We start from the raw sequence: 20,572 nt of genomic DNA, 5'->3' as shown, positions 1-20,572 counted from the left end.
GGTAACGGCGGCTCACAGAGCCGCGATTTCTTCCAGGATCTGGGCCACCCAGGCCTGGATGCGGGCATCGGTGTCGTCGTACTGGTTGGCCTCGTCCAGGGACAGGCCGACAAAGTAACGGCCGTCGTCGGTGAGCGCCTTGGAGGCCTCGAACTCGTAGCCCTGGTTGGGCCAGTAGCCGACCAGGGTGGCGCCGCGGGCGGCGACCTTGTCGTGCAGCAGGCCGAGCGCATCCTGGAACCATTCGCCGTAGCCGAGCTGATCGCCCATGCCGAACAGCGCCACCACCCGGCCGTCCAGATCCAGCTCGTCCACCTCGTCCCAGTGGGATTCCCAGTCTTCCTGCAACTCGCCGAAATCCCAGGTGGAGATGCCGAAGATCAGAATGGGATAGTCTTCGGCGCGCTTGAGCGGCACATCCTTGATATTATGCAGATCGACCAGCTCGGCGCCGAGCTGGTCGCGGATTTTCTCGGCGGCCATCTCGGTATAGCAGGTGGTGGAGCCGTAAAAGAGACCGATATTCATGGGGTTCCGTCATCTCAGCAGACAAGGGCCCTATCATAACAGAAGCCCGCGTACAGGGCAGAGCCCGGAGTAAGCATGAGCCATCCCCTGGTGGAACAATTTGTCGACGCCCTCTGGCTGGAGAAGGGACTGTCGGACAACACCCTGGCTTCCTACCGCAGCGATCTGACCCACTTCGCCGCCTGGCTGGACGGCGAGGGCGGCAGCCTGCTGGCGGTGGACGGCCTCACCCTGCAGCAGTACCTGGCGCACCGGCTGGATCTGGGCTTCAAGGCCAGCAGCACGGCGCGCATGCTGAGCGTGCTGCGCCGCTTCTTCCAGTACCTGCACCGGGAGCAGTTGCGCGCCGACGATCCCAGCGTGCTGATCGCCGGCCCCAAGCTGCCCAAACGCTTGCCCAAGGATTTGAGCGAGCAGCAGGTGTCCCGCCTGCTGCAGGCGCCGGAGGTGGGCGACCCCCTGGAGCTGCGCGACAAGGCCATGCTGGAGCTGCTCTATGCCACCGGCTTGCGGGTGAGCGAGCTGGTGAGCCTGTCGATGGAGAGCGTCAGCCTGCGCCAGGGCCTGGTGCGGGTGACCGGCAAGGGCAACAAGGAGCGGCTGGTGCCCATGGGGGAGGAGGCGCTGTACTGGCTGACCCGCTATCTCAAGGAGGCGCGGCCGGTGCTGTTGGGCGAGCAGCCGTCGGACGTGGTGTTCCCCTCGCGCCGGGCCCGGCAGATGACCCGCCAGACCTTCTGGCACCGCATCAAGCATTATGCCCTGCGCGCCGGCATCACCATGGAGCTGTCGCCCCACACCCTGCGCCACGCCTTCGCTACCCACCTGCTCAACCACGGCGCCGACCTGCGGGTGGTGCAGCTGCTGCTGGGCCACTCGGACCTGTCCACCACCCAGATCTACACCCATGTGGCCAACCACCGGCTCAGCGTCCTGCACGAGCAGCATCATCCCAGGGGATAGAAGCTGGAAGCCATAAGCCGGAGGCTGGAAGAGATGGCTTCCCGCTTCAAGCTTATCGCTTCCGGCTCTGTCTACGGCGGGTCGTTGCAAATTCCCCCCGGCGCGGTTAGTGTGGTCGGCCCGTTTAAAAACAAGTCTTGCCCATGTCCGTCCGTTCCCGATTGCCCATCCGCCGGCGTGAAGTCGTGCCCCATCGGTTGCCCGCCGAGCTTTCCCCGCTGCTGCAGCGGCTCTATGCCAGCCGTGGCCTGGTGCAACCCGAGCAGCTCAACCTGCAGGCCGGGGCCCTGCTCAAGCCCGGCTTCAAGGGCATGGCCGAGGCGGTGCGGCTGCTGGCCGAGGCTCTGGAGCAGCAGCGCAGCATACTGATCGTGGGCGATTTCGACTGCGACGGCGCCACCAGCTCGGCGCTGATGGTGCACGGCCTGCGCGCCATGGGCGCGCGGCGGGTCGGTTACCTGGTGCCCAACCGCTTCGACTACGGCTACGGCCTGAGCCCCCAGGTGGTGGACGAGGCGGCGGCCCTGGGCGCCGAACTGCTGATCACCGTGGACAATGGCATTTCCAGCATCAGTGGGGTGGCGGCGGCCAGGGCGGCGGGCATGCAGGTGATCGTCACCGATCACCACCTGCCCGGCGAGGAGACGCCCGAGGCGGACGCCATCGTCAACCCCAACCAGCACGGCTGCGACTTTCCTTCCAAGAACCTGGCCGGAGTGGGGGTGGCCTTCTACCTGCTGCTGGCGCTGCGTTCGGCCCTGGGCGAGCAGGGCTGGTTCGAGCAACGGGGGATCACGGCGCCCAACATGGCGGACTACCTGGATCTGGTGGCGCTCGGCACCGTGGCGGACGTGGTGGCCCTGGACGGCAACAACCGGGTGCTGGTGCACCAGGGCCTGCAGCGCATGCGCGCCGGCCGGGTGCGACCCGGCATCCAGGCGTTGATCGACATCTCCGGCCGCAGCCAGGCCCGGCTGACCGCCTCGGATCTGGGCTTCGCCCTCGGTCCCCGGCTCAATGCCGTGGGCCGGCTCGACGACATGTCGATGGGGGTGGCCTGCCTACTCAGCGACAACCTGGACGAGGCCCGCCGGCTGGCGGCGCTGATGGACGAACTCAACCGGGAGCGCAAGGCCATCGAGGCCAGCATGCAGCAGGAGGCCCTGGCCAGCCTGGCCCGGGTGCGTATCGACGACGGCGAGCTGCCCGCCGGCCTGGTGCTGCACCAGGACGACTGGCACCAGGGGGTGGTGGGACTGGTGGCCTCGCGCATCAAGGAACGCTACTTCCGCCCGGTGATCGCCTTCGCCGAGGCGGGCGAGGACGAACTCAAGGGCTCGGGCCGCTCCATTCCCGGGGTACACCTGCGGGATCTGCTGGAGGCCATCAACAGCCGCCATCCGGGCCTGATCACCAAGTTCGGCGGCCACGCCATGGCGGCGGGGCTGTCGTTGACCAAGGCGGCGCTGGCCCCGTTCAAGGACGCCTTCGAGCGGATGGTGGACGACTGGGTCAGCCCCGAGCTGCTGGCCGGGGACATCCTCACCGACGGCGAACTGGCGGTCCATGAGCTGACCCTGGAACTGGCCGAGCAGCTGCGCTTCGCCGGCCCCTGGGGCCAGGCCTTTCCCGAGCCGCTGTTCGACGGCGAGTTCCGCATCATCCAGCAGCGGCTGGTGGGCGAGAAGCACCTCAAGCTGGTGCTGAGTCCGGACGAGGGGCGCACCCTGTTCGACGGCATCGCCTTCAACGTGGATTTGGCCACGTGGCCCAACGCCGCCATCCAGAAGGTGGAACTGGTGTACAAGCTGGACGTGAACGAATGGAAGGGGCGGCGCCAGCTGCAATTGCTGGTGGAGCAGCTGGCCCCGCTGTAGGTCGCGTGAGGGGTGAGGGATGGGGCTTGGATCCTTGCTCCACCCCTTCACCCCTTACCTTGTTACAGGGTAAAGGCGCTCACCAGGCCGTTCAGTTCGCCCGCCTGTTTGTGCAGCTCTTTCGACTGCTGCAGGGACTGGCTCGCGTCCTCGGCCAGCTCGTCGGCCACGTCCTTGATGGCAGTGGTGTTCTGGGTGATCTCCCCGGTCACCTGGCTCTGCTCTTCCGCCGCCGTGGCGATCTGGCTGGCCATGTCCGAGATCAGGCCTACCGCCGTGGTGATCTCCGCCAGCGCCTGGGCGGCGGCCTCGGCATCTTCCACGCTCAGCTCCGCCAGGTTGCGGCTGGTGTCCATCAGTTTCACCGCCTCGTTGGTGGCCTGTTGCAGGGTGCTGATGGTGTCCTGGATTTCCTCGGTGGAGGCGTGGGTGCGCTGGGACAGTACCCGCACCTCGTCCGCCACCACCGCGAAACCGCGCCCCTGTTCCCCGGCCCGGGCCGCCTCGATGGCGGCGTTGAGCGCCAGCAGGTTGGTCTGCTCGGCGATGCCCTGGATAGTGGCCAGCACGCTGGAAATGTCCTTGGCGTGCTGATCCAGGCGCACTATCACCGAGGAGGCCTGTTCCATTTCCCGTGCCAGGGACTGGATGGAATCCCTTGTCTTGTGCACCAGCTGCTTGCCCTGCTCGGTGCTGGCCGTGGACTGCTGGGCGGCGGTGGCGGTCTGTTCGGCGTTGTGGGCGATCTCCTGGGTGGCGGAGGCCATTTCGGTCACCGCGGTGGCGACCATGGTCACTTCCTGCTGCTGGCGGCCGAGTTCGGTCACCGTCTGGTTGGCGCGCACCGAGGCCTGCTCGGCATTGGCTCCCAGGTGCCCGGCCTGGCTGCGGATCTGGCGGATCAACTCCGCCTGGCTGCCGACGAAGCGGTTGAAGCTGGCGGCCAGCTGGCCCACTTCGTCCTGGCTGTTGAGGCGGATGCGCTGGGTGAGATCGCCCCGGCCGTCGGCGATCTGGGCCAGGGCGCGGGAAACCCTGACCAGGGGGGCCAGCAACACCTGCACCAGCAGGCCGATCAGCACCACGGCGGCGGCGATCACCAGGGCGGCCAGGCCCAGCTGTTGCCACAGCAGGGTGGCAAGCGGCGCTTCCAGGGCGGCCTTGTCGAGCACGAACAGCAGTTGCCAGTCGCTGCCCGGCACCGGCTGCACATAAACCAGCTTGTGCTCGCCGGCCAGGGTCACCGGGTGCAGGCGGCTGTCCTGCTGCCAGCGGCTCAGGTTGGCGGTGCCGAGGTTGGCGTCCAGGCCGGTGGCCGGCTGCAGCACCCGGGCCTGATCCCGGTGGGCGATCAGGGTACCGTTGCTGTCGAGCATCATGGCGTAGCCCCGGGCCGGCAGGCGGATGGCGTTGATGTCCTCGATCAGGCTGGTGATGGCCACATCGCCGCCGATCACCCCGGCCAGACGGCCGTTTTGCTGCACCGGCCGGGCCAGGGTGACCACCAGCACCTTGTAGGCGGCGTCCAGATAGGGCGGGGTGACGATGGCGCCGTTTGCCTGTTGCGCCTGTTGATACCAGGGGCGGCTGCGCGGGTCGTAACCGGAGCGATCGATGCCGGGGTCGCTGTCGTGCATGACACCTGCGGCCGTGCCGTAAAAGCCGAGCTGGAAATCACCGGCCTCCTGCACCAGTTGCAGGGGAGAGAGGGGATTGTCTCCCAGCTGTTTGGCGGCGGCGCCCAGCATGGCCTGGCGGCTGCCCAGCCATTCGGCCACCTTTTCGGCTTCCTTCTGCGCCAGGCCGGACACCAGCGCCTCGCTGCCCTGATAGAGCTGTGCCTTCATGTCCCGAAAGCCGAGGCCGCTGAGGGTCAGGGCGGTAATAACAATGGCAGCGACAAAACTTAACAGAATCTTGTGCTTTAATTTAAGGTTGTTCACTTTTTTTATTCTGGTTGGTGGCGGTGACTCATTATATCGACGGCAGCCCGGTAAAACTTAATCGAAACTAAATATTGATAGTTGCCCGGAATCTGGTCATGGCCTGCTGCGTTCAGGGCCGGCTTTCGGTAGAATAAGCGCCCTGATTTTGGCGAGCCGCCAAACACACTCACTCAGCACAACAGAGAGTCAGTCGACCCATGTTTGAAGTAAACCCTGTGTACAACAAACTCAAGGAGCTGTCTGAACGGGCACAGCTCCTTAGGGGGTACCTTTGACTACGATGCCAAGAAAGAGCGTCTGGAAGAGGTAAACGCCGAGCTGGAACAGCCGGATGTGTGGAACCAGCCCGAGCGCGCCCAGGCACTGGGTAAGGAAAGGGCCGCCCTGGAAGGGGTGGTCGGCACCCTGGACGAGCTGGATCAGGGCATAGAGGATATCGGTGGCCTGGTCGAGCTGGCGGTGGAAGAAGAAGACGAAGACACCTTCGAGGAATCCAAGGCCGAACTGGACACGCTGGAAAAGAAACTGGCGGATCTGGAATTCCGCCGCATGTTCTCCGGCGAACAGGACGGATCCGACTGCTACCTGGATCTGCAGGCCGGCTCCGGCGGCACCGAGGCCCAGGACTGGTGCAACATGGTGCTGCGCATGTACCTGCGCTGGGGCGAGGCCCGCGGCTTCAAGACCGAGATCATCGAACTGTCCGAAGGGGAAGTGGCCGGCATCAAGTCCGCCACCGTCAAGTTCAGCGGCGAATACGCCTACGGCTGGCTGCGTACCGAATCCGGCGTGCACCGGCTGGTGCGCAAGTCGCCGTTCGACTCCGGCGGTCGTCGCCACACCTCCTTCTGCTCCGCCTTCGTGTACCCCGAGATCGATGAAGACATCGAAATCGAAATCAACCCGGCGGATCTGCGGGTCGACACCTACCGCGCCTCCGGCGCCGGCGGTCAGCACGTCAACAGAACCGACTCGGCGGTGCGCATTACCCACGAGCCCACCGGCATAGTGGTGCAGTGCCAAAACGACCGCTCCCAGCACAAGAACCGGGATCAGGCGATGAAGCAGCTGAAGGCCAAGCTGTACGAGCTGGAGCTGCAGAAGCAGAACGCCGAGAAGCAGGCGCTGGAAGACAGCAAGTCCGACATCGGCTGGGGCAGCCAGATCCGCTCCTACGTGCTGGACGACGCCCGCATCAAGGACTTGCGCACCGGGGTCGAAACCCGCAACACCCAGTCGGTGCTGGACGGCGACCTGGACAAGTTTATCGAAGCCAGCCTCAAGTCCGGGCTGTAATTCCCCGGAACCGGTCAGCCGGGGCGGGGGCAGCCTAAGCCAACCGTCGATGGCAGGGATGCCATCGTCGAGCATACATGGATGTACTTGCTGCGTGTTGGCGTGGCTGCCCCCGGCCCTGGCGGGCAGAAGGGCTCAAAACAAGATTCAAACAAGGCTTAATCATGACAGAGCAGCTACAAGACGAGAACAAACTCATTGCCGAGCGCCGTGCCAAGCTCGAGCAGATCCGCAAGGACTGCCCGGCCAACGCGCACCCCAACGACTTCCGCCGCGAACACCTGGCCGGCGATCTGCAGGCCGAATTCGGCGAGCACGACAAGGACGCCCTCGAAGCCCTGGGCAAGGTGGTGTCCGTGGCCGGCCGCATCATGGCCAAGCGCGGCCCCTTCCTGGCCCTGCAGGACATGTCCGGCCGCATCCAGGCCTACGCCACCAAGGAAGCCCAGCAGATCATCAAGGATCAGTACGGCGGCCTGGACATCGGCGACATCATCGGGGTCAAGGGGGTGCTGCACAAGTCCGGCAAGGGCGATCTCTACGTCAACCTGGATGAATTCAAGCTGCTCACCAAGGCGCTGCGTCCCCTGCCCGAGAAGTTCCACGGCCTGTCGGATCAGGAAACCCGCTACCGCCAGCGCTACCTGGATCTGATCACCAACGAAGACTCCCGCCGCACCTTCCAGGTGCGCTCCCAGGTGATGGCGGCCATCCGCCAGTTCATGAACAGCCACGGCTTCATGGAAGTGGAAACCCCCATGATGCAGGTGATCCCCGGCGGCGCCTCGGCCCGCCCCTTCATCACCCACCACAATGCGCTGGATCTGGACATGTACCTGCGCATCGCCCCCGAGCTGTACCTCAAGCGGCTGGTGGTGGGCGGTTTCGAGAAGGTGTTCGAGATCAACCGCAACTTCCGCAACGAAGGCCTGTCGCCGCGCCACAACCCCGAGTTCACCATGATGGAGTTCTACTGGGCCTACGCCGACTACCGCGACCTGATGGACTTCACCGAAGAGATGCTGCGCACCGTGGCGACCCAGGTACTGGGCACCGCCGAGGTGAAATACGGTGAGGAAGTGTTCGACTTCGGCAAGCCCTTCGCGCGCCTGAGCATGAAGGACGCCATCCTCAAGTACAACCCCGAGGTGACCCTGGAGCAACTGGCCACCTATGACGGCGCCTGCGAAGTGGCCAAGGATCTCAAGATCAAGGTCGAGAAGTCCTGGGGCCTGGGCCGGGTGATCACCGAGATCTTCGAGGAGACCGCCGAGCACCGCCTGAACCAGCCGACCTTCATCACCGAGTACCCGGCGGAAGTGTCCCCGCTGGCGCGCCGCAACGACAACGACCCGAGCATCACCGATCGCTTCGAGTTCTTTATCGGCGGCCGCGAAATCGCCAACGGCTTCTCCGAGCTGAACGACGCCGAGGATCAGGCCCAGCGTTTCCGCGATCAGGTGGAGCAGAAGGAAGCGGGCGACGACGAAGCCATGTTCTACGACGAGGACTACGTCACCGCCCTGGAGCACGGCCTGCCGCCCACCGCCGGCCAGGGCATCGGCATCGACCGCCTGGTGATGCTGCTGACCGACTCCCACACCATCCGCGACGTTATCCTGTTCCCGACCCTGCGCCCACAGCGCTGAGTCCGGGCATACCGCGGGATAGTTCAAAGCCGGTCCTCGACCGGCTTTTTTGTTTTTAGAACCGGTTTGAGGACTGTTGTCCTCCCCAACGTTTCATTGTCGCCTGTTGACTCGGGCGTTAGACAGCGCTGGAGCTTGGAAGAGGCAACAGGGATTGCCCCCACCGACCGTCACATGCCAGGGACGGCATGTGCCGAGCGCCACAGGGATGTGCTCGCAGCGTGTCGGTGGAGGTGGCCCTGTTGACTCTTTGCTGAGTGGTGACAGAGCAAGCTTTGCAAATGATCCTAAACAGTCATAACTGGTCTTCAAACCATGGGCGGGCTGGCGGCGGGGGGCAGGCCGGCGCGGTTTCTCGGCAACTGGCCGAGGCAGTGGAACAGCAGGCCGGCGCAGACCACCAGGCTGCCCAGCAGGGTCCGCTCGCCCGGCGCCTCGCCCAGCACCAGCCAGACCCAGAGCGGTCCCAGCACCGCCTCCAGCAGCAGGAACAGGCTGACCTCGGTGGCCTGGATATAGCGCGGCGCCAGCTGCAGCAGGGTGAAGCCGATGGGCATCAGCAAGGCGGCGGTCAGCGCCATCACCCCCAGCTCGGTGGCGCCCGGCAGGGTCGGAACCGGCGTGTGCAGCAGCGCCAGCGCGGAGGCGAAGAGGCCGCCCAGGATCAGCATGGGGCTGAGATCCCGGGGCGCGGCCCGGCGCGCGATATTGAAGTTGACCGCCATGAACAGGGCGGCGCCCAGGGCGTAGAGATTGCCCGCCAGGCTGTTGTGGCCGTCCTTGTCCGCCACTATGATGCCGATGCCGGCCAGGGTGATGGCGATGGTGATCAGGGTGCGGCGGCTGGCGCTTTCCCGCAGCCACAGCCAGGCCAGTACGGCGGCGAACACCGGTGCCGTGCTGATGATCATCATGGCGGCGGTGGGGCTGGTCAGCTTCATCGACTGGGTAAAGCAGTAGGTGGTGAGGGCGAAGCTGAGCGCGCAGCCCAGGCCGGCCAGGCCGCCTTCCCGCAGCCTGGGCCCCAGCTGGCCGCGGTAGCGGTACAGGGCCACGGCGCCGAAGCCGAAAAACAGCAATATCCCCCGCCAGAACAGCAGGGAGCCGTGATCCAGCGGTACCCAGCGTACCACCAGGATATCCGGCGACAGCAGCACCACCCCGGCGGTGGACAGCAGCATGCCGTTGAGCCTCGGATTCATGGCACCACCTCCGTGGATGGCGTGCGCAACAGCCGGCCGAAGCCGGCGATCTCCGGTTGCTGGCCGGCCAGGTGCAGGGCGTGCCAGAACAGCGCCTGGTTGGATGACACCATGGGCAGGCCGAAACGCCGTTCCATCTCTTCCAGTATCGCCATCGCCCGCAGGTTGGTACAGGAGAAGAAGACCCCCTCGGCCCGGCAGCCAGCCAGCAGATCGGCGGTGGCGGCCATGATGGCGTCGGTATGGATGGCGGGGATCTCGGTGTCCAGGGTCAGGCCGAAGGCGCCGAAGGCCACTATCTCGAAGCCGGCGTCCTGCAGGCCCCGGTACAGGGAATGGTTGACCTCGGTGTTATAGGGCGTGAGCACCGCCAGCCGCCGGATGCCGAGGTGGCGCAGGGCGCAGAGGCTGGCCTGCCAGGGGTTGGTGGCGGGCAGGCCGGGACGATCCCGGGTCAGGCGTTCGGCCACGCCGTCGCTGCCGATCAGCATGCTGGCGGAGGTGCAGCCGAAGGCCATCACATCGAGCTCCAGCCCAGGGGCCACCAGGGCGGAGGCGTCCGCGATGCTGTCCGCCGTGGCCCTGAGGGAGTCCGGCGTCATCACGCTGTTGTAGGCCATGCGGGTGCTGTAGATCTCTATCCCTGCTTCCGCCAGGCGGTGCCAGTCGTTCTCCAGGGTGTAGTCGCTGGCCAGTTGTACCAGGCCGATACGGGCCCGGGCCTGGCGCGGCTGGGTGGTAAAGGTATAGGGCCGTTCCAGGGCGGAAAAGGCGTCTTGGGCTTGAGGCATGATGCGTGTCCTTGCGCAATCCGGGCCGAGGGGATCGGCCAGCTGCAGGTGGTTTCGGCCACCTGCCCACTTTGACTCTGTTTCGCTAATGTTACCCTTCAGCCACCCAGGCGGGCGGCGGTGTAGTTGGCGATGGCGGTGTCCTGGACCCCGGTGCCGCTCAGGTCGCAGACGGTGATCTGCTCGGGGGCGGTGCGCAGGCCAAGCCCCTCGGCAATCACCTGGCCCAGCTCAAACACCGGCTTGGTAAAAGGACCGGGGAAGTGGTGCAGCTCGCCGATGGTCTCCGACTGGCTGCGCCTGTCCACCACCAGGGCGTCGGCGTTGGCCAGTATCGCCGGCTCCAGCTCGTTCTTGTGGCCGTTGTCCGAACCCATGGCGGTCACGTGGGTGCCGGGGCGCAGGTCGGCCCAGTGCAGCACCGGGCTGGAGGCCGGCGTGGTGGTCACGACGATGTCGGCCCGGGCGCAGGCGGCGGCCGCGCTCTGGTGCAGGGTTACCGGCAGGCCGTATTGGTGTGCCATGGTGTCCTGGTAGGCGAGCATCCTTTCGCGGTTGCGGGCGAACACATGCACTTCCCGTATCGGGCGCACCAGGCCCAGGGCCGCAACCTGCAGTTCGGCCTGCAGGCCGGCGCCGATCACCGCCACCGAGCCGCTGTCCGGCCGCGACAGGTGTTTGGCGGCGATGGCGCCGGCCAGGGCGGTGCGGATGTCGGTGAGATAGCCTTCGTCGAACAGCACCGAGTCCACCACCCCGGTTTTGGCCGAAAACAGTATCATCAGGCCGTTGAGGCTGGACAGGCCAAGTTTGGGGTTGTCGAAAAAGCCGGAGCTTATCTTGAGGGCGAACCGCTCCTGGCCGCGGATATGGGCGGTCTTGACGTCCACCTCGCCGTTGCTCTCGCCGATGTTCATGCTGAGCACCGGCGGCATGGTGACCTCGCCCCGGCCTAGGGCGGCGAAACCGGCTTCCACCGCCGCCAGGGCGTCGTCGGTCAGGCCGGTGACCTCGGTGATTTGCGCTTTATGATAAATCTTCATGTTTTGCTCCAAAGCGGAATGTCCTGATGGGGGGTGTCGGTCAGCGCGATGCCGCCGCCAGCGCCCGGGCCCGGTCGAAGGTGTCCAGCGCCACGTTGTGGCCGCTGACCACGAACACCACCTGCTTGCCGCGCACGTCCAGGCTGTGCTGCTCGATGGCGGCCACGCCCACCACGGCGGCGCCTTCCACCAGCATCTTCTCGTGCTCGACGAAGTGCACCATGGCGCTGGCGATGGCGGCTTCGCTGACCAGGTAGGCCCTGTCCATGTGCCGGCGCACCGCCTCGAAGCTGTAGCGGTTGTGCAGGCCGATACCGCCGCCCAGGCTGTCGGCGAAGGATTCGTATTCGGTCACCTGCACCGGCTGGCCCGCCTCCAGGCTGGCCACCATGGCCGCGCCCCTGTCCATGGTGACGCCGACCAGCTCCACCGTGGGCTTGATGCCCTTGAGGGCGATGCCGATGCCGCCCACCAGGCCGCCCCCGGACAGGCCGGCGAAGACGGTGTCGACGGTCGGCAGGTCCTCCAGGATCTCCAGGCCGATGGTGCCCTGGCCGGTAATGATGTCCGGGTGATCGAAGGGCGGCAGGTAGACCATGCCCTGCTCTTCGACCAGGCGCAGGGCTTCCACCTCGGCCTCGTCCTGGGAATTGCCGATGATGCGCACCTCGGCGCCCAGGGCCCGGATGGCCTCGACCTTGTTGGCCGGGACCAGCCGGGACATGCAGATCACGGTGTGAATGCCGAGCCGTTGGCCGGCATAGGCGATGGCACGGCCGTGGTTGCCGGTGGAGCAGGTGACCACGCCGGCCTGGCGCTGTTCCGGGCCGAGCCGGCTCATGGCGAAGGTGGCGCCGCGCAGCTTGAAGGCGCCGATGGGCTGGAGGGTTTCGAGCTTGAGCCAGGCCTCGCAGGCGAAGCGGCGCGACAGGGCCTCGGAGCGGATCAGGGGCGTGCGCGCCACCTGGCCTTGCAGTGCCTGCCGGGCCCGATAGATCCGCGACAGGTCGGGGAGTACATCCGTTGCTGGCATCCTTTGCCTCTCTGGTGGTGATGACCGCAAAAGCCAGGTTCGGCGGGCGAACCTGGCTGAGTGATATTTGCTGAAAGCTGAAAGCTTCCGGCTTTCGTCTATTTACTTGGCGTTCCACTCACCGCTGCGGACCAGCTTGTCGGTGACCTTGTTCACCGCCTTGGCGGTGCGCTCGACGATGTCATCCACCTCGCCCTTGGTGACCACCAGCGGCGGGGCAAAGCCCAGGATGTCGCCGTGGGGCATGGCGCGGGCGATCAGGCCCTGCTCCAGACAGGCGGCGGCGATCTGCGGGCCCACCTTGAGGTTGGGATCGAAGTGCTCGCGCCTGGCCTTGTTGCTGGAGAACTCCAGGGCGTGCAGCAGGCCCACGCCGCGGCTTTCGCCCACCAGCGGGTGCTCGGCAAAGGTTTGCTGCATGCGCTGCTGCAGGTAGGCACCGGTGTCACGGGCATTACCGACCAGGTTTTCACGGGCGATGATGTCCAGGTTGCACAGGGCGGAAGCGGCACCCATGGGGTGGCCGGAATAGGTGTAGCCGTGGCCGATGGCACCCCACTGATCGGTGCCCTGTTCCAGCACCTTCCATACCTTCTCGCCCACGATCACGCCGGACAGCGGCTGATAGGCGGAGGTCAGGCCCTTGGCGACCGTCATCAGGTCCGGCTTCATGTCGTAGTAGAGGGAGCCGAAGTCGGCACCCAGGCGACCGAAACCGCACACCACTTCGTCGGCGATCAGCAGGATGTCGTACTTGTCGAGCACCTTGCGGATCTCGGCCCAGTAGCCCTCGGGCGGCGGCACTATGCCACCGGTGCCCAGTACCGGCTCGCCGATCATGGCGGCGACGGTGTCCGGCCCTTCCGCCAGGATCATCTCTTCCAGCTTGGCGGCGCAGTACCTGGAGAACTCCAGCTCGCTCATGTTGTCGTCGGGGCGGCGGTAGTAGACCGGCGCTATGGTGTGCTTGATGCGCTCCAGCGGCAGGTCGAAGTGGGCATGGAACAGCGGCAGGCCGGTCATGGAGCCGGACGCGATGCTGGAGCCATGGTAGCCGCGATCCCGGGAGATCACCTTTTTCTTCTGGGGCAGGCCACGGGCGTTGTTGTAGTACCACACCAGCTTGAGCTGGGTTTCGTTGGCGTCGCTGCCGGACATGCCGTAGTACACCTTGCTCATGCCGGCGGGGGCCATCTTGATGATACGGTCGGACAGCTCGATCAGCGCCTCGTTGGTGTGGCCCACATAGGTGTGGTAGTAGGCCAGCTTCTTGGCCTGCTCGTAGATGGCCTCGGCCATTTCGGTGCGGCCGTAGCCGATGTTCACGCAGTACAGGCCGGCGAAGGCGTCAATCAGCTCCACGCCTTCGGAGTCCTGGATGCGGATGCCCTGGGCGCCGGTGATGATGCGGCCGCCCACTTCACCATGAGCGTACTGCTTCAGGTGGGTGGAGGCGTGGAACACGGTGTTGCGGTCGATTTCGAGCAGCTTTTTGGTATCTATGGTCATGGTGGTCGCTCCCTTGATAGCGTTCAATCCGGTATGGGTGTTCAGTCCTGGTCTCAGCTGCCGCTAACGGTCGGCATGGCACCCAGGCAGTAGTACTTGATCTGGCTGTATTCATCGAAGCCGTGACGGCTGCCTTCGCGGCCCAGGCCCGACTGCTTCACCCCGCCGAAGGGGATGGGGTGGCCGGTCATCTTCACCGAGTTGACCGACACCATGCCGAACTCCAGGCCGCGCATCAGCTGCCAGATATGGCGGATGTCGTGGCCGTACACATAGGCGGCCAGGCCGTATTCGGTGTCGTTGGCCAGGGGGATCAGCTCGTCGATGCTGTCGTAGGGCAGCACCCCGGCCACCGGGCAGAAGTTCTCCTCGCGGAATACCTTCATCTCCGGGGTCACGTCGGCCAGCAGGGTCGGCATGAAGAAGTTGGTGCCCGGCGCCTGGCGCTGGTCGCCGGCAATCAGCCGGGCGCCCTTGGCGAGGGCGTCATCGACGATGGCCTGGGCCTTGTCCACCGCCTGGCGGAAGATCAGCGGGCCCATGGTCACGCCCTCGTCGAAGCCGTTGCCCACCTGGATCTTGGCCATCTCGGCGGCGAAGGCGGCGAGGAAGTCTTCATACCTGGCGCGCGGCACGAAAATGCGGTTGGCGGCCAGGCAGTCCTGCCCGGCGGTCTGGAACTTGGCGTCCACCGCCGCCCTGGCGGCCGCGCTGATGTCCATGTCCGGCAGCACGATGAAGGGGGCGTTGCCGCCGAGCTCCATGGAGCACTTCTTGACGGTGGCCGCGGCCTGCTCCAGCAGCAGCTTGCCGACCCGGGTGGAGCCGGTGAAGGACAGCGCCTTGACCTTGTCGGAGCGGCACAGCACGTCGCACACCTCGGCGCCGTCACCGGTGATCACGTTGTAGACCCCGGCCGGGAAGCCGGCGCGCTCGGCCAGCTCGGCCAGCGCCAGGGCGGAGAAGGGGGTTTCGTTGGCCGGCTTGACCAGCACGGTGCAGCCGATGGCCAGGGCCGCCGCCGCCTTGCGGGTGATCATGGCGCTGGGGAAGTTCCAGGGCGTGATCAACGCCGCCACGCCGATGGGCTCGCGCAGGGTGGCCAGCTGGGCGTTGGGAATATGGCTGGGAATGGTCTCGCCGTAGGCGCGACGGGCCTCTTCCGCGAACCAGCGGATAAAGGAGGCGCCGTAGTCGATTTCGCCGCGGGCATCACTCAGGCTCTTGCCCTGCTCCAGCACCATCAGCACCGCCAGGTCTTCCTTGTTGTCGAGGATGAGATCGTGCCAGCGCATCAGGATGGCGGCGCGCTCGTCGGCCAGCAGTGCCCGCCAGGCCGGGAAGGCGCGTTCGGCGGCGTCGATGGCCTGGCTGACCTGCAGCGGCTGCAGCTGGGTGCAGTGACCGATGATGTCGTCGGTGGCCGGGTTGATCACGGCCAGATCGTCGTTGCCGTTGACCCATTTGCCGTTGACATAGGCCAGTTCGCGAACCAGCCGGGGATCCTTGAGATAGGGCATAATGGCTTCGGTGACCTTGCTGTCTGATACATGCTTGAGGGTAAGGCTCATAAACACCACCAATTCGTTGTTTGGGTACAGGTTGTTGCTATGAGGTCATTCTAGGAGCGATGGCGGGGAGATACTTTTTGTTGCCCCGGCGTTGGCGGGGCGATTTTTCTGATAACCGAGGTTAAAAAATTGTTTTTTTCTGGAGGGGAGAGAAAGGTGGGGGATAACGGACTACTGTCCCAGCCCGGGCTGACGTAAACAGGCAACACCCATGTTAAAACAGGCGGACAAAGGGAACGGCTCCGCCGACCATGAAATGCCATGGATGGCATTTCGAGCCCACCTGGGGCGAGCTTGTCTCGCCGTGACGAGTTGCTTCAGCCTGACCGAACATCCAGTGAATGTTCGCAGCTGGCTGAAGCGGCGAGTGTCATCTACCGCGGCGTATCGGCGGAGCTGGCCCTTTGGCCGGCTTCCCGGGTTATAACAGACAGGTCGTCCACAAACTGGAGACTGTTGATCCCCGTCCTACTCCTTGTATTCCGCCGCGAATTCCAGCCTGGGCTGCTGCTGCTTGATGGTCTTGGTGACGATATAGGTGAAGTAGCGTTCTATGCCGAGCCCGGAGGTGAGCCAGCTGTCGATCAGCCGCTGGTACTGGTCGATGCCGTCGCACATCACCTTGAGGATATAGTCGACGCCGCCGCCGGTGGCGTAGCAGTCCACTACCTGGTCGCACTGCAGCATGGCCTGCTCGAAGCGGTTAAAGGCTTCGGCGCTGTGCTGCTTGAGGCTGACTTCCACCAGCACCGGCGAGCGCCTGAACAGCACTTCGGTGTTGATGCGGGCGCCGTAGCCCTGGATGATGCCGGCGTCCTCCAGCCGTTTGACCCGCTCCCAGCAGGGGCTGACCGAGAGGTTGATGGCCTCGGCCAGGCCGGATTTGGTGATGCGGCCCTGCTGGTGCAGGATTTGCAAAATTTTGATGTCGTAGCGATCCAGACGCATGGGGCTTCCTGCTTGTTGCTGTGCAATCTTGATGGCTTGAGTATACAAAAGGCCGCCGGTGGCAACCAGCAGCCCTTTTTGCTCAAGTACTTATCTTAAGTGATGTTCAGGCGTCGAGCTCGACCGCCAGCACCGCGAAGGTGTCGCCGATGTCGATCAGCGCCGGGTGGCGGCGGCCGGCGAGAATGCCGTCGCGTTTGGCCCGGTATTCCGCCGGCGGCTGGCCGGTGCGCTCCAGGCTGTGGATGCGTGCCACCAGATCGCCCGCCCTGACCCGGTCGCCCAGGGAAACACACAGCTCCAGCAGGCCCTGGTGCTCGCTCATCATGTAGCAGGAGCCGTCGGGCATGTCGAGCAGGCGCGGCGGGGTGTCGGGCAGGCGGTAGTCGCCCCGGGTGATACCGGCGAAGATCAGGAAGTTGTGCACCCCCCGGTCCGCCAGGGCGATGGTCTCGGGGCTGCTGGTGCCGCCGCCGCACAGTTCGGTGGTGACGAACACCTTGCCTTGGGATTCCACCGCCGTGTCGTAGAGGGAGGCGGTGTCCAGCTCGAACATCACCACCACGTTGGGGGCGCCGAACAGTTTGGCGCCCTCGATGCAGGCGGCCTCCTGGGCCGGATCCGGCAGCCGGTGGGCGGCGGAGAAGGGGATGAAGTCCAGGGTCTTGCCGCCGGAATGGATGTCCAGGGCGTAGTCGCACATCGGTACCAGGTAGCGGTTGAAGTAGTCGGCGATGCGCTCCGTCATGCTGCCCGCCGGGTTGCCCGGAAAGCTGCGGTTCATGTTGCCCTTGTCGATGGGCGAGGTGCGGCTGCCGTTGCGCACCGCCGGGTAGTTCATGGCCGGCACTATGATCACCCGGCCCCGTACCTGCTCGGGCTCCAGGCTGTTGGCCAGCTTGAACAGGGCGGTGATGCCCTCGTATTCGTCGCCGTGGTTGCCGCCGGTGAGCAGGGCGGTGGGGCCCTCGCCGTTTTTCACCACGGTGACCGGGATCATGATGCAGCCCCAGGCGGATTGATCGCTGGAGTAGGGCAGCTTGAGAAAACCGTGCTGCTTGCCGTCCCGCTCAAAGTCGACGGTGGGGGTAATGGTGGTTGCCTGCATTGTCTGGTTACCTCTTTACAAACAGCTTGCGGGGATAGTTGCACAGGGTTTCCACCCCGGTCTCGGTGATCACCATGCTCTCTGTGGTCTCTATGCCCCAGTCGTCCAGCCAGAGTCCCGGCATGAAGTGGAAGGTCATGCCCGGCTCCAGTATGGTCTGGTCGGTGTTGCGCAGGCTCATGGTGCGCTCGCCCCAGTCAGGCGGATAGCTCAGGCCGATGGGGTAGCCACAGCGGGCGCCTTCCCGGTTGAAGCCGTAGTCCGACAACACGGCGTTGAGGGCATCGGCGATGTCGGCGCAGCGGTTGCCGGGCTTGGCGGCGGCCAGGCCGGCTTCGAGGGCGGCGTTGAGCGCCTCTTCCCCGCGCAGGAAGTCATCGCTGGGCTGGCCCAGGTAGATGGTGCGCGACAGCGGGCAGTGGTAGCGGCGGTGGCAGCCGGCGATTTCGAAGAAGGTGCCTTCGTTGTTGTTGAAAGGGCGTTCGTCCCAGGTCAGGTGCGGGGCCGAGGCGTCCTTGCCCGAGGGCAGCATGGGCACTATGGCCGGGTAGTCGCCGAAATGACCTTCGTGACCTTCCATCGCCACCCGGTAGATCTCGGCCACCAGCCGGTTCTTGGGCAGGCCGGGCTCGATCATCTCGAAGGCGGCCTGGTGCATGTTCTCCACGATGCGGGCGGCGATGCGCATGTAGCGCAGTTCGGCCTCGGATTTCACCGCCCGGCACCAGTTGACCAGGGCGGTGGCGTCCACCAGCTGGGCTTCGGGCAGGTTTTCCTTCAGCGCCAGGTAGGCGGTGGGGCTGAAGTAGTAGTTGTCCATCTCGATGCCGATATTGCCCCGGGCCCAGTCGCGCGGCTTGAGGATCTGGTTGGCCAGGTACTCCATGGCGTGCAGGGGCGGGTTCATCACGTAGTAGTCAGGATACCAGGTGATGTTCTCCTCCTGCAGGTAGACGGTGCGTTTGGCACCGTTGGAGTCCATCTGCCGGCCGTACCAGATCGGCTCGCCGGCCGGCCCCACCACCGCCACCTGGGGGGTGTAGAAGGACCAGCCGTCGTAGCCGGTGAGCCAGGCGATGTTGGACGGATCGTGCACGATCAGGGTCTGGATTTCGTGCCGCTCCATGGCGGCGCGCACCTTGGCCAGCCGGGTCTGGTACTCCTCGAGGGAGAAGTTGGGTACATGGTTATGCATGAGAGCTATCTCTATGTCTGGCAATCGGGACCACCAATCCCTGCCGGCCCAGGGGGCAGACAGCGGCTTGATGGCGGTTTTTTTGGAGTTGGGTACTGCGGTTGTGCCGGCGATGCCGACACAACCGCTGCTCAGCGATCCAGCGGAAGCTGGCCTCGCGTTCGCTCACGCAGAAGGGAAGGGAATACCGTCGCCAAGGCTGGCAGAAGCAGGATGGGGTTCAGGCTGTGGTTATCCATGAGTGTTACCTCGTCGGGCCGGGGCCCATAGCGCCTAACTAATACAATTCGTCCCTGCAATCATGACAATCGGCCAAAAGACTGGATTGGTACCGCTTATTGTCCTAGTATGTTGCTTCGGGCGCTAGTACACATCAGTGCATTTATTTGTGTCAATGAATTTATTGAACTATGACAATTAATATTCAACCGTTATTGAAAACCGGAATGCCCAAATACCTGGCCATCGCCAAGGCGCTGGAAGAGGCTATCGCCCGTGGAGAGCTGCTGCCCGGCACCCGCCTGCCCACCCACAGGGTGCTGGCGGAACAACTGCAGGTGAGCGTGCAGACGGTGAGCAACGCCTATGCCTATGCGGAGAAGCACGGCTTGGTCACCGCCTGCGTGGGCAGCGGCACCTTCGTCAGCGACTACGGCGCCGGCAAGGAAACCGAGCTGATGCTGGTCGAGGACAAGGATACCGAGGGCCGGGCCATCGATCTGTCCATCGCCCATCCAGTCTGCACCAGCGAGTTGTCCCGGCTGTTCGGCGACACCCTGGTACGTATCGGCCAGGGCAATACCGACGCCCTGATCGGGGCCATGCGTCCGGTGCAGGGCCAGCGCGCCCACCTGGAGGCGGTCGCCCACTGGCTGGACAGCCAGAAACTGCCGGCGGAGCCGGAGCGGGTGCTGCTGTGCAACGGCGCCTCCCAGGGCCTGATGCTGGCCATGGGGGTGCTGCTGCAACCGGGAGATCTGGTGGCCTGCGAGGAGCTGGTGGATCACGGCCTGATCGCCCGCTCGCGCATGCTGGGCGTGCGCCTGTGCGGCCTGCCCACCGATCGGGAGGGCATCATTCCCGCCGCCCTGGAAGAGGCCTGCCGCAAGAAAAAAATCAAGGTGCTGTGCTGTACCCCCAGCATGAGCAACCCGGCCAGTTGCCATATGGGGCCGGAGCGGCGCGAGGCCATTGCCGAGATAGCGCGGCGCCATCACCTGATGGTGATCGAGGACGACGTCTACGGTGCCCTGGAGCCGGACCGGCTGCCGCCCTTGTCGAGCCTGTTGCCGGATCAGGCGTTCTACGTCACCGGCCTGACCAAGACGGTGGCGCCCGGCCTGCGCTGCGGCTTTCTGGTGGCCCCGCGCCACCTGATGCAGCACTGCGTGGCACGGCTGGCGGCCTCCAGCTGGATGGCCACCCCCCTGGTGTTCGAGGTGGCCAGCCGCTGGATCCAGGATGGCAGCCTGGCGCGGCAGATCGCCTTCCAGCAGCAGGAGTTCGCCGTCCGCCAGCGGCTGGCGCGGGAGATACTGTCGGGTTTCGAGTACGACTGCCACGAACACGGCATGCACCTGTGGCTGCGCCTGCCGGAAGGCTGGGGCGCCGATGAGCTGGTGAGTTCCGCCCTGCAGACCAATATCCTGATCACCGGCTACCAGCCCTTCGTGGTCGATCCGGAACGCCGGCTCGGCCGGGTCAGGCTCAGCCTGGGCAGTGAAAGCAGCCGCCAACGGGTGCGTCATGGCCTGCAGTTGCTGGCGGACATGCTCAACGCGCCGCCGCCGCCCACACATTTTCTGTTGTGAGGGGCGATTACAGAAGAAGTCGCAAGCTGGCCGGGCCCGACACGAAAAAAAACGACGGCAGGCTCCGGTTAGTATGAATGTTATAAAATTGTCACAAGGCAA

At 65.1% G+C, this 20,572-nt stretch carries 16 protein-coding genes; 5 read left to right on the top strand and 11 right to left on the bottom strand.

Annotated features, from left to right (window positions below; all coding sequences use genetic code 11):
- Positions 1–12: 12 nt before the first annotated feature.
- Positions 13–528 carry a flavodoxin FldB gene (fldB, locus tag CGX12_RS03660; protein WP_094038540.1) on the bottom strand — a complete coding sequence of 172 codons (516 nt, stop codon included), beginning with the start codon at positions 526–528 and terminating at the stop codon, positions 13–15.
- Positions 529–603: 75 nt separating this feature from the next.
- Here fldB and xerD point away from each other — a divergent pair, with 75 nt between their 5' ends.
- Entirely contained in the window at positions 604–1,491 is an 888-nt protein-coding gene (gene xerD / locus CGX12_RS03655; RefSeq protein ID WP_094038539.1) for a site-specific tyrosine recombinase XerD, read from the top strand.
- A gap of 137 nt (positions 1,492–1,628) precedes the next feature.
- Positions 1,629–3,368 carry a single-stranded-DNA-specific exonuclease RecJ gene (recJ, locus tag CGX12_RS03650; RefSeq protein ID WP_438273029.1) on the top strand — a complete coding sequence of 580 codons (1,740 nt, stop codon included), beginning with the start codon at positions 1,629–1,631 and terminating at the stop codon, positions 3,366–3,368.
- A gap of 62 nt (positions 3,369–3,430) precedes the next feature.
- Here recJ and CGX12_RS03645 read toward each other — a convergent pair whose 3' ends face one another.
- Positions 3,431–5,311 (bottom strand): methyl-accepting chemotaxis protein, encoded by a 1,881-nt coding sequence (locus CGX12_RS03645; RefSeq protein WP_094038537.1) that lies wholly within the window; start codon positions 5,309–5,311, stop codon positions 3,431–3,433.
- A gap of 200 nt (positions 5,312–5,511) precedes the next feature.
- Between CGX12_RS03645 and prfB the strand changes: the two genes are divergently transcribed.
- Together prfB and lysS are read left to right on the top strand one after the other, a co-directional pair.
- Positions 5,512–6,610, top strand: a protein-coding gene (prfB, locus tag CGX12_RS03640; RefSeq protein ID WP_096778432.1) for a peptide chain release factor 2 whose coding sequence is annotated in 2 segments (ribosomal slippage) — positions 5,512–5,586 and positions 5,588–6,610 — 1,098 coding nt in all. Because the reading frame shifts where the segments join, the coding sequence is not laid out codon by codon here.
- A 164-nt stretch (positions 6,611–6,774) separates the two neighbouring features.
- Entirely contained in the window at positions 6,775–8,259 is a 1,485-nt protein-coding gene (gene lysS / locus CGX12_RS03635; protein WP_176441991.1) for a lysine--tRNA ligase, read from the top strand.
- A gap of 308 nt (positions 8,260–8,567) precedes the next feature.
- On the opposite strand, the gene CGX12_RS03630 is transcribed toward lysS, so the two are convergent.
- The 9 genes from CGX12_RS03630 to doeA form a co-directional block, all read right to left on the bottom strand.
- The gene (locus tag CGX12_RS03630; RefSeq protein WP_094038536.1) at positions 8,568–9,461 is read right to left on the bottom strand and encodes a DMT family transporter; all 894 of its coding nucleotides are present in this window, start codon (positions 9,459–9,461) and stop codon (positions 8,568–8,570) included.
- On the bottom strand, positions 9,458–10,252 hold the full coding sequence (locus tag CGX12_RS03625) for a maleate cis-trans isomerase family protein (RefSeq protein ID WP_094038535.1): 795 nt from the start codon (positions 10,250–10,252) through the stop codon (positions 9,458–9,460). Before CGX12_RS03625 ends, CGX12_RS03630 begins: the two co-directional genes overlap by 4 nt.
- A 98-nt stretch (positions 10,253–10,350) precedes the next feature.
- Positions 10,351–11,295, bottom strand: coding sequence for a cyclodeaminase (locus CGX12_RS03620; RefSeq protein ID WP_094038569.1), 945 nt, complete (start codon positions 11,293–11,295; stop codon positions 10,351–10,353).
- Between the two features lie 40 nt (positions 11,296–11,335).
- Entirely contained in the window at positions 11,336–12,328 is a 993-nt protein-coding gene (gene eutB / locus CGX12_RS03615; protein WP_094038534.1) for a hydroxyectoine utilization dehydratase EutB, read from the bottom strand.
- A gap of 102 nt (positions 12,329–12,430) precedes the next feature.
- Positions 12,431–13,837 carry an aspartate aminotransferase family protein gene (locus CGX12_RS03610; protein WP_094038533.1) on the bottom strand — a complete coding sequence of 469 codons (1,407 nt, stop codon included), beginning with the start codon at positions 13,835–13,837 and terminating at the stop codon, positions 12,431–12,433.
- 53 nt (positions 13,838–13,890) lie between these two features.
- On the bottom strand, positions 13,891–15,408 hold the full coding sequence (locus CGX12_RS03605) for an NAD-dependent succinate-semialdehyde dehydrogenase (RefSeq protein ID WP_094038568.1): 1,518 nt from the start codon (positions 15,406–15,408) through the stop codon (positions 13,891–13,893).
- A gap of 468 nt (positions 15,409–15,876) precedes the next feature.
- Positions 15,877–16,356 carry an Lrp/AsnC family transcriptional regulator gene (locus tag CGX12_RS03600; protein ID WP_094038532.1) on the bottom strand — a complete coding sequence of 160 codons (480 nt, stop codon included), beginning with the start codon at positions 16,354–16,356 and terminating at the stop codon, positions 15,877–15,879.
- A gap of 106 nt (positions 16,357–16,462) precedes the next feature.
- Entirely contained in the window at positions 16,463–17,464 is a 1,002-nt protein-coding gene (gene doeB, locus CGX12_RS03595; protein WP_094038531.1) for a N(2)-acetyl-L-2,4-diaminobutanoate deacetylase DoeB, read from the bottom strand.
- Between the two features lie 7 nt (positions 17,465–17,471).
- Positions 17,472–18,659, bottom strand: a complete 1,188-nt coding sequence (gene doeA, locus CGX12_RS03590) for an ectoine hydrolase DoeA (RefSeq protein WP_094038530.1) — start codon at positions 18,657–18,659, stop codon at positions 17,472–17,474.
- 446 nt (positions 18,660–19,105) lie between these two features.
- On the opposite strand from doeA, the gene ehuR reads away from it, so the two are divergent.
- Entirely contained in the window at positions 19,106–20,470 is a 1,365-nt protein-coding gene (ehuR, locus tag CGX12_RS03585) for a MocR-like ectoine utilization transcription factor EhuR (protein WP_198401793.1), read from the top strand.
- The last annotated feature ends 102 nt before the right edge of the window (positions 20,471–20,572 follow it).

Source organism: Zobellella denitrificans, from assembly GCF_002237365.1.
Lineage (GTDB): Bacteria > Pseudomonadota > Gammaproteobacteria > Enterobacterales > Aeromonadaceae > Oceanimonas > Oceanimonas denitrificans.
This window is presented reverse-complemented; position numbering and strand designations above follow the sequence as displayed.